Annotated in this window: 12 protein-coding genes; 8 read left to right on the top strand and 4 right to left on the bottom strand. The window is 63.6% G+C overall.

What is annotated here, in order from left to right; genetic code table 11:
* Nucleotides 1–112: 112 nt before the first annotated feature.
* The gene (locus ACVWVP_RS25030) at nucleotides 113–1,006 is read right to left on the bottom strand and encodes a LysR substrate-binding domain-containing protein (RefSeq protein WP_457408614.1); all 894 of its coding nucleotides are present in this window, start codon (nucleotides 1,004–1,006) and stop codon (nucleotides 113–115) included.
* A gap of 112 nt (nucleotides 1,007–1,118) precedes the next feature.
* Between ACVWVP_RS25030 and ACVWVP_RS25025 the strand changes: the two genes are divergently transcribed.
* Genes ACVWVP_RS25025 through ACVWVP_RS25015 form a run of 3 tightly spaced genes read left to right on the top strand, consistent with a single transcriptional unit; the run spans nucleotide 1,119 to nucleotide 3,376 of the window.
* Nucleotides 1,119–2,123 (top strand): aldo/keto reductase, encoded by a 1,005-nt coding sequence (locus tag ACVWVP_RS25025; protein WP_457408612.1) that lies wholly within the window; start codon nucleotides 1,119–1,121, stop codon nucleotides 2,121–2,123.
* 16 nt (nucleotides 2,124–2,139) lie between these two features.
* On the top strand, nucleotides 2,140–2,937 hold the full coding sequence (locus ACVWVP_RS25020; protein ID WP_178924936.1) for an SDR family NAD(P)-dependent oxidoreductase: 798 nt from the start codon (nucleotides 2,140–2,142) through the stop codon (nucleotides 2,935–2,937).
* Nucleotides 2,938–2,965: 28 nt separating this feature from the next.
* Nucleotides 2,966–3,376, top strand: coding sequence for an SRPBCC family protein (locus tag ACVWVP_RS25015; RefSeq protein WP_178924935.1), 411 nt, complete (start codon nucleotides 2,966–2,968; stop codon nucleotides 3,374–3,376).
* Between the two features lie 137 nt (nucleotides 3,377–3,513).
* On the opposite strand, the gene ACVWVP_RS25010 is transcribed toward ACVWVP_RS25015, so the two are convergent.
* Entirely contained in the window at nucleotides 3,514–4,905 is a 1,392-nt protein-coding gene (locus ACVWVP_RS25010; RefSeq protein WP_178924933.1) for a sensor histidine kinase, read from the bottom strand.
* On the bottom strand, nucleotides 4,883–5,566 hold the full coding sequence (locus tag ACVWVP_RS25005) for a response regulator transcription factor (RefSeq protein ID WP_003219726.1): 684 nt from the start codon (nucleotides 5,564–5,566) through the stop codon (nucleotides 4,883–4,885). The genes ACVWVP_RS25010 and ACVWVP_RS25005 overlap by 23 nt, the downstream gene beginning before the upstream one ends.
* A gap of 436 nt (nucleotides 5,567–6,002) precedes the next feature.
* On the opposite strand from ACVWVP_RS25005, the gene ACVWVP_RS25000 reads away from it, so the two are divergent.
* The 5 genes from ACVWVP_RS25000 (at nucleotide 6,003) to ACVWVP_RS24980 (ending at nucleotide 13,135) form a co-directional block, all read left to right on the top strand.
* On the top strand, nucleotides 6,003–6,896 hold the full coding sequence (locus ACVWVP_RS25000; RefSeq protein WP_457408609.1) for a hypothetical protein: 894 nt from the start codon (nucleotides 6,003–6,005) through the stop codon (nucleotides 6,894–6,896).
* 246 nt (nucleotides 6,897–7,142) lie between these two features.
* Entirely contained in the window at nucleotides 7,143–7,481 is a 339-nt protein-coding gene (locus ACVWVP_RS24995) for a hypothetical protein (RefSeq protein ID WP_178924929.1), read from the top strand.
* A gap of 95 nt (nucleotides 7,482–7,576) precedes the next feature.
* On the top strand, nucleotides 7,577–8,815 hold the full coding sequence (locus ACVWVP_RS24990; RefSeq protein WP_457408606.1) for a TolC family protein: 1,239 nt from the start codon (nucleotides 7,577–7,579) through the stop codon (nucleotides 8,813–8,815).
* A complete protein-coding gene (locus ACVWVP_RS24985) occupies nucleotides 8,808–10,034 on the top strand; it encodes an efflux RND transporter periplasmic adaptor subunit (protein ID WP_457408604.1) in 1,227 nt (408 codons plus the stop codon). Before ACVWVP_RS24990 ends, ACVWVP_RS24985 begins: the two co-directional genes overlap by 8 nt.
* On the top strand, nucleotides 10,031–13,135 hold the full coding sequence (locus tag ACVWVP_RS24980; RefSeq protein ID WP_457408602.1) for an efflux RND transporter permease subunit: 3,105 nt from the start codon (nucleotides 10,031–10,033) through the stop codon (nucleotides 13,133–13,135). The genes ACVWVP_RS24985 and ACVWVP_RS24980 overlap by 4 nt, the downstream gene beginning before the upstream one ends.
* A gap of 57 nt (nucleotides 13,136–13,192) precedes the next feature.
* Here the strand turns inward: ACVWVP_RS24980 and ACVWVP_RS24975 are convergent, their stop codons facing one another.
* On the bottom strand, nucleotides 13,193–14,101 hold the full coding sequence (locus ACVWVP_RS24975) for a MurR/RpiR family transcriptional regulator (RefSeq protein WP_176999041.1): 909 nt from the start codon (nucleotides 14,099–14,101) through the stop codon (nucleotides 13,193–13,195).
* Between the last annotated feature and the right edge of the window lie 23 nt (nucleotides 14,102–14,124).

The raw sequence follows: 14,124 nt of genomic DNA, 5'->3' as shown, positions 1-14,124 counted from the left end.
ACAATCCAAATGTGGGAGCGGGCTTGCTCGCGAATGCGGTCAGTCAGTGACATATGCACTGACTGACCCGCCGCATTCGCGAGCAAGCCCGCTCCCACAGTTTTGAACGGCGTCAGGCTTGGGGTTCGGTGAGCACTTTGCGGAAGGTTTCCACCAATGGCCGCAGGTTGATCCGGTGCCAGGCTGCCCACAGCGGGGTGGTGTAGGTCAGCCATGGCAGGTCGCGCAAGACCACGCCGGGCGGTGCGTTGCGGCTCAGGCCTTTTTGCACCATGGCCACGCCCAGCCCCGAGGCCACCAGGCCCAGGGCGGTGAACGGCTCGCTGGCCTCCATGGGAATCTGTGGGGTGAAACCGGCGCGGATGCAGGCGGCTACAAAGTCATCGGTAGGGCTGGCGCCGGGTTTGCGTTGTACGCCGATCCACTGCTGCTCGGCCAGGTGCTCGGGCAGCAGCGGTTGTTGGTGGGCGAGGGGATGGTGCTCGGGCAAGGCCAGCAACATCGGGTCGTCCAATACTTGCAGCGCGGTCAGGTCCGGGTCATCGGCGGCCGGTGGTTCGCCCACCAGTGCGATATCCAGGCTGCGTTGGCGCAGGCCTTCGAGCTGTTCGAGGGAGGGCAGGTTGTACAGCTTGATGTGCACGGTCGGGCGGTCGTCACGCAGTACCCGCAAGGCATTGGGCAGCACGCCGGCATGCATGGCGTTCTCGATATAGCCGATGCACAAGCCGCCTTCCTCACCGCGCCCCAGGCGCTTGCCGAGGGATTCCAGGCGATTGGCATGGGTGAGCAACGCCTTGGTTTCGGCCAGAAAGGTTTGGCCGTCGCGGGTCAGGCGGATGCGCTGCTGGCTGCGTTCGAACAGGGTCAGGCCCAGGCGTTCTTCGAGCTGGGCGATCTGCCGGCTCAACGGCGATTGGGAGATGTGCAAGCGCTCGGCGGCACGGCCGACGTGTTCTTCTTCGGCGACCACTTCGAAGTAGCGCAGTTGGCGTAGGTCGATCATGTTAGACCTCATGGGACTCAAGTCTGTCGAAGTATGTCTTGGACGGTCCGATCTTGGCAATCTAGGATCTGCTCAACGGTCACCGCGACCACGAACCGATTGAGGATTCACCATGAGCTTGAAAGACAAACTGCCCGGCCCACTGGGCTTTGGCACCGCACCACTGGGCAACATGTTCCGCGCCATTCCCGAAGACGAGGCCCAGGCCACCGTCGAGGCGGCCTGGAACCAAGGCGTGCGTTACTTCGACACCGCGCCGTTCTACGGCTCGGGCCTTTCCGAGATCCGCCTGGGCCAGGCCCTGGCGCAGTACAACCGCGACGACTTCGTGCTCAGTACCAAAGTGGGCCGGGTGATTCTCGATGAAGTCGAAGAAAGCACTCGCGACCTCGGCGAAAAGAGCGGCGTGTTTGAACACGGCCGCCCGAACAAGATGCTCAACGACTACAGCGCCGACGCCACGCTGCGCTCGATTGAAGACAGCCTGAACCGCCTGAAAACCGACCGCCTGGACATCGTGTGGATCCACGACATCGCCCAGGACTTCTACGGCGACCAATGGCTGGAGTACTTCAACCAGGCCCGCACCGGCGCCTTCAAGGTGCTGACCCGCTTGCGTGAAGAGGGCGTGATCAAGGCCTGGGGCCTGGGCGTCAACCGCGTGGAACCGTGCGAATTGACCCTGGACCTGAGCGAGGCACAGCCTGATGGTTTTCTGTTGGCCGGCCGCTACACCTTGCTGGACCACGACCGCGCCCTGCAACGCCTGATGGACGCTGCCTTGGCACAGAACGTCGAGTTTGTGGTCGGCGGCCCTTACAGCTCGGGCATCCTGGCCGGCGGCGCGCACTTCGAATACCAGAAAGCCAGCCCGGCGATCATCAGTAAAGTCGAGCAGATCAAGGCGATTGCCCAGGCCTTCGGCGTCAGCGTGAAAGCCGCTGCGCTGCAATTCTCCCTGGCGCATCCGGCCGTGGCTGCTGTAATTCCGGGTGCCAGTCGTCCGGGGCGAATTGCCGAAGACGTCGCGGCGTTGTCAGAAACCATTCCGGCAGCCTTCTGGCTGGCCCTGCGCGACGCCCGATTGATTTCGGACCGCGCACCTCTGCCGCTCTAACTCAAGGAATCTTGCGATGAACATTGATGTAAGTGGAAAGGTTGCCATTGTCAGCGGCAGCACCGCCGGGATCGGCCTGGGTATCAGCCAGGCCCTGGCGCAGTCCGGCGCAACCGTGGTGGTGATCGGGCGTGAAAAGGGCAAGGTCGACGAGGCCCTGGCCAGTATCCGCCAGGCGGTACCGGGCGCCGACCTGCGTGGCCTGGTGGCCGACCTGGGCACGGCCGAGGGCGCGCAAACGCTGTTCGCCGCCGAACCTCGCGCCGACATCCTGGTCAACAACCTGGGCATCTTCAACGATGTGGACTTCTTCGAGGCGCCCGACAGTGAGTGGACGCGCTTCTATGAGGTCAATGTGATCTCCGGCGTGCGCCTGGCGCGGCACTATGTGCCGGGCATGGTCGAGCAGGGCTGGGGGCGGGTGATTTTCCTGTCCTCGGAGTCCGGCGTGGCGACCCCGGCCGACATGATCAACTACGGCGTGACCAAGAGCGCCAACCTGGCGGTGTCCCACGGCCTGGCCAAGCGCTTGGCCGGTACTGGGGTGACAGTCAATGCGGTGCTGCCGGGACCGACGTTCACCGATGGCCTGGAGCATATGCTCAAGGACGCCACCGCCAAGTCGGGGCGCAGCGCGCGGGACGAAGCCGACGTGTTTGTGCGCCAGGCGCGCCCTACGTCGATCATCCAGCGTGCGGCCAATGTGGATGAAGTGGCGAACCTGGTGGCGTACATTGCCTCACCGCTGTCTTCGGCAACCACAGGCGCGGCATTGCGGGTCGACGGTGGTGTTGTCGACAGTATGGCGATCTGAATTCTTTTAATGATGTGGAGTATTTATTGTGGCAACAGCATCTTCTGTAATCGAAGTACCCGTATCGGCCGATCAGGTCTGGCAATTGGTGGGTGGTTTCAACGCGCTGCCGGACTGGCTGCCGTTCATCGTCAAGAGCGAGCCAAGTGACGGCGGCCGCGTACGCCATTTGCAAACCGCTGACGGCGGGGTGGTGGTCGAGCGTTTGCAGACGTTTGACAACGTGGCCCGCACCTACAGCTACACCATCGAGCAATCGCCGTTCCCGGTGAGCGCGTACCTGGCGACCTTGCAGGTTGAGGCCTTGACCGATGCGTCGGCCAAGGTGACCTGGTCCGGCGTATTCACCCCGGTAGCGGGCACCACCGATGCGGCGGTCGAAGAGTTGTTTGCCGGCGTCTACAGCGGCGGCCTCGAGGCCCTGCGCGCCAACTTCTAACCCGACTCGCTAGACAACACAAATCCAATGTGGGAGCTGGCTTGCCTGCGAAAGCTGTGTATCAGTCACCGGAATGATTGACTGATCCACCGCTATCGCAGGCAAGACAGCTCCCACAGAGTTGTGTGGTGCTCGCGTTACTCGGGCATGAGTTGTTGGCGGCACTCGAGAATCAGGCGGGCACCGCCTTGCTCGCTGGTGCCCACCTCCAACTTGAACCCATGCAAGTTGATGATCGCCGCCACAATCGACAAGCCCAACCCGAAACCGCCTTGCTGGTCGCTTTCATCCACGCGATAGAAGCGCTGGAACACCGCATCGCGTTCCGCCACCGGTATGCCGGGGCCGGAGTCGTGCACTTCGATGCGCGTGCTGCCCGCATCATTGACCCCGCGCAGAATCACCTCGCCGCCGGGTGGGGAGAACTTGATCGAGTTGCTCAGCAGGTTGGCCAGGGCTTCGAACAACAGGGCGCGGTCGCCGGTGATCCACGGCAGGGACTCCGGCGCCTCAAGCCGCAGCTGCAATTCACCTTCTTCGGCCAGCGGCAGGTAGAAGTCGTGCAGTTCGCGCAACAGCGGCAACGGGTCCATCACCAGGAAGCCTGAACGGCGCTGGTGGTCTTCCAGCTCCGAGATGCGCAACAGCCCGCGAAAGCGCGCCATCAGGGTGTCGGTTTCGGCAATGGCGTCATCGAGTTTTACCGCGTAGCCCGAGTCTTGTTCAGCTTCCTGCTTGATGCGGTATAACTGCGCCCGCAGGCGTGTCAGCGGCGTGCGCAGGTCGTGGGCGATGTTGTCGCACACGCCTTTGACCTCGTTCATCAGCTTCTCGATGCGATCGAGCATGGCGTTGACGATGGCCGCCAGCATGTCCAGCTCATCACGTCGGTTCGACAGCGGCAGGCGATGGGTGAGGTCGCCTGCCACGATGGCCTCGGCACTCGCCTGGATCCCACGGATACGCCGCAGCGGGCGGCGGCGCAACAGATGCCAGCCGGCCGCACCGGGGATGATGGTCAGGGACAACGCCCACAACAGCGCATGCCAGATGATCCGGGTCACGCCGAACAGCGAACCGTTGGCCCGCACCAGCACCAGCCAGCGGCCGTCTTCGGTGTGGGTGGCCACGGCGTCGCAGCTGTCCTTGGGCAGTTTCGGGTCGTCGGAGTCGACGCAATTGGCCAGGGCGTGGATCTTGCCGTCCAGCGGCAGGTCCGGCGGCACGGCACGAATCGGCCCGCTCAAGGGGCGGAACTGTTCATCGAACAGGCCGTAGGCATCCACGCCCTTCATGTCGAAGGTCATGCTGGTGGTCAGCGCTTCGACCAGCTCTTCGCCGTCGAAACGCTGGAACAGGTGCTGGCGCTGCATCAGGGAGTGGCGCGACAGGTCGCCCAGGTAACCCGACACTTCGTAGTACAGCACCCCCATGAGGATGCAGCTCCACGCCACGAACAACGAACTGTAGAGCGCCAGCAAGCGGCTGCTGGAAGAACGCCAGCCCTTAGAGGGGTTCAGCAATGACATAGCCGGAGCCTCGTACCGTGCGGATCAGCGGCGTGAGGCCCGGTGGATCGATTTTCTTGCGCAGGCGACCGATGTGCACGTCGATCAGGTTGGTGCCTGGGTCGAAGTGGTAGCCCCAGACTTCCTCGAAAATCATCATTCGCGACAGGATCTGGCCGGTGTTGCGCATCAGGAATTCGAGCAACTTGTACTCGGTGGGCAAGAGGCTCAGGGGTTGCTCGGCGCGGCTGGCTTCGCGGCTGATCAGGTTCAGTTCCAGGTCGGCCACGCGCAGGGCGGTCTCGAACTCCTTCACCGTGCTTTTGCGGCGCAGCAGCACTTCAACGCGGGCCGCCATTTCGTCGGAGGCGAACGGCTTGGTCAGGTAGTCGTCGCCCCCGGCTCGCAGGCCACGGACCCGCTCGTCGACATCGGAGAGGGCGCTGATCATCAAGATCGGCGTCGACACCCCGATGGTGCGCAGGGTGGTCACGATGGCCAGGCCATCGAGTTCCGGCAGCATACGGTCGAGGGTAATCAGATCGTAATCACCACTGACAGCACGGACCAGGCCTTCGCGGCCGTTGTCCACCCAATCCACATCCAGTCCATGGCTACTCAGCTCGGCGACGATCTCGCGGGCTGTTACGGCGTCATCCTCGATTGTCAAAATACGGGTCATAGGATTACCTGGTGAGCGGTTCACACGACAGAAGTGGGGCCATTTTGCCAAGAAATGCCTGAACGCTTCCTAAATTAAACTTCATCTTGGCAAAACCGACACATTTTCATGTTGCAGGCCGGCAGGAAACCCAGCCACCGATAACAGAACCCACCCCACAATCCCGTAGGAGCCGGCTTGCCGGCCATGAGGCCCCTGAGCCTTGCGCTGTGGCAGAGGCCGCGATCGCCGGCAAGCCGGCTCCCTACAGGGGGGGCGGGAGTGCATAACGCCCGCCGCAATCGATCAGTTCTTGCAAGTTGCACGGTCCTAGGAAGTTCAAGTTATTTAACGCATTGAAAAACAAGGCGTTTTATTTTTGCGACGACTGGCATGGTGGCTGCACTGTCTCTTTTGAGACTTGTAACACTATTTTTCTGCCTGGAGTACAACAACAATGATCACATCCTCATCCACGCTGCAAGAGTCGAGCACGCGCTCCGGGGTTTCCTGGGGGGCGATCTTTGCCGGGGCCGCTGCGGCGGCGGCACTGTCCCTTATCCTCGTATTGCTGGGCTTTGGCCTGGGTTTCTCGGCGGTGTCGCCTTGGGCCGACAGCGGTATCAGCGCCAAGGGGCTTGGCATTTCCACGATAGTCTGGCTGGCCTTCACCCAGATTGTCGCGTCGGGCCTGGGCGGCTACATCGCCGGCCGGTTACGCGTGAAGTGGGCCAATATGCACGGTGATGAGGTGTACTTTCGCGACACCGCCCACGGTTTCCTGGCCTGGGCCGTGGCCACCCTGGTGACCGCGATGCTGGTGGTCGGCTCCGTCAGCAGTGTGGTCGGTGGCGGCGTGAAAGCCGGTGCGAGTGTGGCTTCGGGCGCAGCCCAAGTCGTCGGCAGTGCCGCCCAAGGGGTGAAAGGCGATGACTTCGGCTACTACGTCGACAGCCTGTTCCGCGACGACCGCCCCGTTGCCGTCAGCGATGACGCGGCCCACGGCGTGGTCGCGCGCATCTTCACCCGTACCCTCGCCAACGACGGCCAACTGGCCCCAGAGGATCGCGCCTACCTGGCCCAGTTGATCAGCCAGCGCACCAACCTCAGCCAGGCCGACGCCGAAGCGCGTATCGACAAAGTCTATGGCGACGCCCGCAAGGCTGTGGACGACGCCAAGCTCAAAGCCAAGCAGGCTGCTGATACCGCTGCAAAAGTCGCCGCCTATACCTCGCTGTGGACCTTCATTTCCCTGCTGATCGGTGCGTTCTTTGCCAGCTTCGCGGCCACCTACGGCGGTCGCCGCCGTGATGCCGTGGTGTATGTCGAAACCGAACACTTCGTACGTTAATTCAAGGAGAACGTCATGCGCTCATTACTGTTGTGGTTCCTCGGTGTGCCTATCCCGGTCATCATCCTGATCGCGATCTTCATGCACTGATCCCGAGCCTGGCTCGGTCCCCTGTGGGAGCGGGCTTGCTCGCGAATGCGGTGTGTCAGCGACTGATGAGTTGGCTGACACGGCGCTTTCGCGAGCAAGCCCGCTCCCACATTTGTTAATGGCGGCTTAACACGCGCTTGGCTAGACTCGCGCCCCATGAGCCGCCTTCTACGTGTCATCCTCGTCATGCTGCTGAGCCTCACGCTTCCCCTCACCGGGATGGCGGGTGTGCCGTCGAGCACCGAGCCTTGCCCGATGAAGATGAGCGACATGCGCCTGATGAGCGACATGTCTCCCGACTGCTGTCAGAGCGGCGTCGACCACGGCAAGGCGTGCAAACCCGGCCAGGAATGCAAGACCGGCGGCCTGGTGCAATTGTCGATGCCGGTGCTCAAGGCACCCTTGACCCTGGCCCATCCCCTGGCCGCAAACCTCGCCTCGGACTTCATCCCCGACCGCACGCCGTCCGGCGTCTGGCGCCCACCCCGTACCTGATTCCTGTTGACCTCAAGCCTCATTCCGCTCTCGGGATGACCTTGCTGTGGGCCGCATAACGCGGCGCGCAGTGGACCAGATCAGGAATCTTCACCATGAATCCCCTCTACCTGCGCGCCCTGATGATGGGCGTGCTGGCGTGGCCGGCGTTGGCGAGCGCGCTGACCCTGGATGACGCCCTGCGCCTGGCGCAAAACAACGCGCCGTCGTTGACGGCCGAGTCGGCCAAGCTGCACGCCGCGACCCAGGCGGCGATCCCGGCCGGCGAGTTACCCGACCCCAAGCTGGTGGTTGGCCTGCAGAACTTCCCCATCGGCGGGCCCAATCGCGGCACGTTGTATGGCGATGACATGACCCAACAGATGATCGGCATCCAACAGCAGGTGCCCAGCCGCGACAAGCGCAAGGCACGGGTCGAGCTGGCCGATGCCACCGTCGAACGCACGGCGGCCGAAGGGCGGATCGAACGCCTGAACGTGCGCCAGGCCACCGCCCAGGCGTGGATTCGCGCCTATGCGGTGGAGCAAAAACAAGCGCTGTTCCCGGCGTTCTACCAGCAGAACCGCCTGCTGCAAGACAGCGTAAGGGCGCAATTGGCGGGTGGGCGTGGCCAGGCGTCCGATGCGGTGATTCCCCGGCAGGAAGCCGCCGACCTGAACGGGCGCGAAGACGAGCTGACCGAGCAACGTGCCCAAGCCCGTGCCGCCCTCAAGCGCTGGATCGGCCCGGCCGCCAATGAAGCCCCCAGCGGTGCGTTGCCCAACTGGACGCTCGACAGCCACGGCCTGAGCCACAACCTGCATCAACACCCTGAGCTGCAAGCCTACGCGCCGCGTACCCGCGAGGCCGAAGCGCGGTTGCAGGAAGCCAAGGCGCAAAAGACGTCGGATTGGAGTTGGGAAGTCGACTACGGCCATCGCAGCCGTGAGTTCGGTGACATGGTCAACGTGCAGTTCACTTTTGACCTGCCAATTTTTCCCGGCCGCCGCCAGAACCCTGGCATCGCTGCCAAGCAGGCTGAGCTGGACCAGTTGGACGCCGAGCGTGAAGCCGCCACCCGTGAGCATGTGCAGAGGCTCGACGACGACCTGGCGCAGTACCAGCGCCTGGACCGGGCGGTGCAACGCAGCCAGGAGAGCCTGGTGCCGCTGGCCGAGGAAAAGGTGCGCCTGAGCCTGGCCGGTTACCGGGCGGGCAAGGCTGACCTGATGAGCGTGGTCGGCGCCCGCCGTGAGTTGGTCGAAGCCCGTTTCAAACAGATTGATGCCTTGGAACAACGCGCCCTGGTCGGCGCCCAGCTGTATTTCGCCTATGGGGAACCTGCCAATGAATAATCGAATCGTGGCTGCGCTAGTGCTGCTGGGGCTGGGCGCAGGTTATGGGGTGGCACAGCTGCATCCCACCGCTTCGGCACCGGCTAAAGACGACAAAAAGGCGCTGTATTGGTACGACCCGATGTACCCGCAACAGCAATTCGACAAGCCCGGCAAGTCGCCCTTCATGGACATGCAACTGGTGCCGCGCTACGCCGACGGTGGCGCAGCGGCGGCAACGCCGGCGGTGCAGATCGACCCGCGTCTGGCCCAGAACATCGGGGTGCGCCTGGCGCCGGTGACACGGAGTGTACTCACCACCACGCTGGACGTGTCGGGCACCCTGGCGTTCAACGACCGTGACGTGGCGGTGGTGCAGGCGCGGGCGGCGGGGTTTGTCGAGCGTGTTTACGCCCGGGCGCCGGGGGACGTGCTCAAGGCCGGGGCGCCGTTGGCGGACATTCTGGTACCCGAATGGGCAGCCGCCCAGGAGGAGTTCCTGGCACTGCGCCGCAGCGGTGAGGGCAGCCTGATCGGCGCGGCTCGCCAACGCCTGCGGCTGAGTGGCATGCCGGCGACGTTGATCGCGCAGATGGAACGCAGCGGCCAAGTGCAGTCGGTGTTGACTGTCACCAGCCCGTTGAATGGCGCGCTGCAGACCCTGGAGGTGCGCGAGGGCATGACGGTCGCGGCGGGGCAGACCCTGGCGCGTTTCAATGGCTTGGATCACGTGTGGTTGCAGGTCGCTGTGCCCGAAGCCCAGGGCGCTGCCTTGCACGTGGGGCAAAGCGTGCAGAGCCGCTTTGTCGGTTTGCCGGGCAAAACGCTTACCGGCACGGTCAGTGCGATCCTGCCGGCCGCAGCTCTGGACAGCCGCACCCTGCAGGTTCGCGTCGAGCTGCCCAACCCCGACGGTACCTTGCGCCCCGGTATGACGGCCCAGGTCAGCCTGGCGCAAAGTAGCGTGCAACCGGTGCTGCAGGTGCCCAGCGAAGCGTTGATCCGCACCGGCAAGCGGGTGCTGGTGATGTTGGCCGAGGAGGGTGGTCATTACCGGCCCGTCGAGGTGCACGTGGGGGCTGAAAGCCAGGACCAGACCGCAGTCGTCAGCGGCTTGCAGGAAGGCCAGCAGGTGGTCGCCTCCGGGCAGTTCCTGCTCGATTCGGAGGCCAGTCTCAAGGGCATCACCGTGACCCCCGCCGAAGCCGCGATGAACATGCAGCCGGGAGCCCAGCCATGATTGCCTTGTTGATTCGCTGGTCGGTGGCCAACCGCTTCCTGGTGTTGCTCGCCACGCTGTTCATCACCGCGTGGGGCATCTGGTCGGTGCAGAACACCCCGGTGGACGCCTTGCCGGACCTCTCGGATGTGCAGGTGATTATCCGCACGCCGTACCCGGGCCAGGCGCCGCAGATTGTCGAGAACCAGGTCACGTACCCGATGACCACCACCATGCTCTCAGTGCCGGGGGCCAAGACCGTGCGCGGTTTTTCGTTCTTTGGCGACAGCTACGTGTACGTGTTGTTTGATGAAGGCACCGACCTGTACTGGGCGCGCTCGCGGGTGCTGGAATACCTCAGCCAGTTGCAGGCGCGCCTGCCGGCGTCGGCCAAACCCTCGCTGGGGCCTGACGCCACGGGGGTGGGATGGATCTACCAGTACGCCTTGGTAGATCGCACCGGCCAGCATGACCTGGCGCAATTGCGCGCCTTGCAGGACTGGTTCCTCAAGTTCGAGCTCAAGACCCTGCCCAACGTGGCGGAAGTCGCGACCATCGGCGGCCAGGTCAAGCAGTACCAAGTGCAGCTCGACCCGCTGGCGCTGGCCAGTCGCGGGATCACCCAGGCGCAGGTCAAGGAAGCCATCGACAAGGCCAACCAGGAAACCGGTGGTTCGGTGCTCAACCTGGGCGAGTCTGAATACGTGGTGCGGGCCTCCGGCTACCTGAAAAGCCTGGCTGACTTCCGCGCTATCCCGTTGCGCCTGGACGCGAACAACGTGCCAGTCACCCTCGGCGATGTGGCGAACATCCAGTTGGGCCCGGACCTGCGTCGGGGTATCAGTGAGCTGGACGGCGAGGGCGAAGCGGTGGGCGGCGTGGTGATCCTGCGCAGCGGCAAGAACGCGCGGGAAGCCATCGCGGCGGTCAAGGTCAAGCTCGACCAGCTCAAAGCCAGCCTGCCGCCCGGCGTGGAGATCGTCACCACGTATGATCGCAGCAAGCTCATCGACCGCGCCGTGGACAACCTCAGCCACAAACTGCTGGAAGAGTTCCTGGTGGTGGCGCTGGTGTGCGGGATTTTCCTGTGGCACTTGCGCTCATCCCTGGTGGCGATCATCTCGTTGCCGGTGGGGGTGCTGATCGCCTTTATCGTCATGCGCTTCCAAGGCATCAACGCCAATCTGATGTCCCTGGGCGGCATCGCGATTGCCATCGGGGCGATGGTGGACGCGGCGGTGGTGATGATCGAGAACGCCCATAAGAAAATCGAAGCCTGGCACCACGCCAATCCCGGACGGGACCTGAAAGGTGAAGCGCATTGGAAGGTGATGACGGAGGCAGCGGTGGAGGTTGGCCCGGCGCTGTTTTTCTGCCTGTTGATCATCACCTTGTCGTTCATTCCGGTGTTTACCTTGCAGGCTCAGGAAGGCCGCCTGTTCGGCCCGCTGGCCTACACCAAGACCTACGCCATGGCGGCGGCAGCCGGTTTGTCGGTGACCTTGATCCCGGTGCTGATGGGTTACTGGATTCGCGGGCGCATTCCCGATGAGCAGCGCAACCCGCTCAATCGGGGCCTGATCAAGCTCTATCAGCCGGCCCTGGACGCGGTGCTGCGTTGGCCACGCATGACCTTGCTGGTGGCGTTGCTGATGGTCGCCAGTGCGCTGTGGCCGATGTCGAAGCTGGGCGGGGAATTCCTGCCCCCGCTGGACGAGGGCGACTTGTTGTACATGCCGTCTGCGTTGCCGGGCTTGTCCACGCAAACGGCGGGCGAGTTGCTGCAACGCACCGACCGGCTGATCAAGACCGTGCCCGAAGTCGCCCATGTATTCGGCAAGGCCGGGCGCGCCGAAACCGCCACCGACCCGGCGCCGTTGGAGATGTTCGAGACCACCATCGAGTTCAAGCCCAGGGACCAATGGCGCCCCGGCATGACCCCGGACAACCTGGTGAAGGAGTTGGACCGTGTGGTGCAGGTGCCGGGCCTGACCAACATCTGGATCCCGCCGATCCGCAACCGTATCGACATGCTCGCCACCGGGGTCAAAAGCCCGATTGGCGTGAAAGTCGCGGGCAGCAACCTGATGCAAATCGACGCCGTGACCCAGGCCGTGGAAAAGGTCGCCAAAGGCGTGCCGGGGGTGAGTTCGGCGCTGGCTGAACGCTTGACCGGCGGGCGTTATATCGACGTGGACATTGACCGTGCCGCTGCCGCGCAATATGGGCTGAACATCGCCGATGTGCAGTCGATTGTGTCGGGGGCGGTGGGCGGCGAGACCATCGGCGAGACCGTGGAAGGCCTGGCGCGTTTCCCGATCAGCCTGCGTTACCCCAAGGAATGGCGCGACTCGGTGCAGGCGCTGCGGGACCTGCCGGTGTACACACCGAAGGGCAGCCAGATCACCCTGGGCACGGTGGCAAAAATCCAGGTCAACGATGGCCCGCCGATGCTCAAGAGTGAAAATGCGCGGCCTTCGGGCTGGGTGTACATCGACGTGCGTGATCGTGACTTGGCGTCGGTGGTCAAAGACCTGCGCGCAGCCATCAATGCGCAGGTGCACCTGCAACCGGGCATGAGCTTGAGTTACTCGGGGCAGTTCGAGTTCCTGGAGCGAGCCAATCAGCGTTTGAAGCTGGTGGTGCCGGCCACACTGCTGATCATTTTTGTACTGCTGTACCTGACCTTTCGCCGGGTGGAGGAAGCGCTGTTGATTCTGGCGACGCTGCCGTTTGCCCTGACGGGCGGTGTGTGGTTGCTCTACTGGCTGGGTTTCAACCTGTCGGTGGCCACGGGCGTGGGGTTTATCGCGTTGGCGGGGGTGTCGGCGGAGTTTGGCGTGATCATGCTGCTGTACCTGAAGAACGCCTGGGCCGAACGCAAGGACGGCAACCTGCTGGCCGCCCTCAGCGAAGGCGCGGTGCTGCGGGTGCGGCCCAAGGCGATGACGGTGGCGGTGATCATCGCCGGGCTGTTGCCGATTCTGCTGGGCGGCGGTACGGGCAGTGAGGTGATGAGCCGCATTGCGGCGCCGATGATTGGCGGGATGCTCACGGCGCCGTTGCTGTCGCTGTTCGTCATCCCGGCGGCGTACTACCTGATGCGTAAAGCCAAACACTGACCCAAAAATGTGGGAGCTGGCAAGCCAGCTCCTACAGGGGGCGTGGTGCGACAGGCGTCAGTCGTCGAACCCAACCTGTTCGTGGATTTCGTCCACCTTCAGTTCCAGGCGGTAGGCCACGGCGATGAACAGCGCCTGGCACAGGCACAAGGTGGCGCTCAACGAGCGGAAGGCAAACGAGGAACCTTCGTTCACCAGCAACACCGCGTTCGCCCGCTTGGCCAGGGGCGACAGGTTGCTGTCGGTGATGATCAGGGTCTTGGCCTGGTGATGCTGGGCGATGCGCAGGCAGTGCTGGGTCTCTTTGCCGTAGGGCGTGAAGCTGATGGCGATCACCAGGTCGTTGGCGCGTACGCTGCGCATCTGCTCGCGGTAGCTGCCGCCCAGGCCCGAGATCAAGTGGATGCGCTTGTTGGTGTGCTGCAGGTTGTAGACCAGGTAATCGGCCACCGCGAAGGACCGGCGCACGCCGACCACGTAGATGTTGTCGGCATTGACCACCAGGTCCACGGCTTTTTCGAAGGCCGCGTCGTCCAGTTCCAGGCCCAGGCGCTCGATGCCGGACAGGGTGGCGTTCACACATTCCCGCGCCAGGTCGCCGCCGCTGGCTTTCTGCGACTTGTTGGCGATCATGCTGCGGATGCGCTGCTGGTAGTTCTGCACCGGCGTGGTCTTGTGGGTGTAGGCCTCGCGAAACAGCGCCTGCATTTCGCTGAAACCACTGAAGCCGAAACGCTGGGAGAACCGCACGATGGCAGAAGGGTGCACCTCGCATTCGCGGGCGATGTCGCTGATGCGGTCGACCATGATCCGGTCGCTCTGCTGGCTCATGTAGCTGGCGATGCGCTTGAGCTGGCGCGGCAGGCTTTCGTATTCGTCGGTGATCAGCTGCAACAGGCGCTCGGCATTGATCGGAGGGCTGGCGATGGTTCCTTCCAGGGTGGTCTCGTGATCGGTGCTGGACATGGGCAATCCTTCTGGCTTGTTCG

It is taken from the genome of Pseudomonas sp. TE24901 (genome assembly GCF_054058375.1).
Note: the sequence above shows the minus strand (reverse complement) of the source record. Positions and strands in the feature narration are given on the sequence as shown.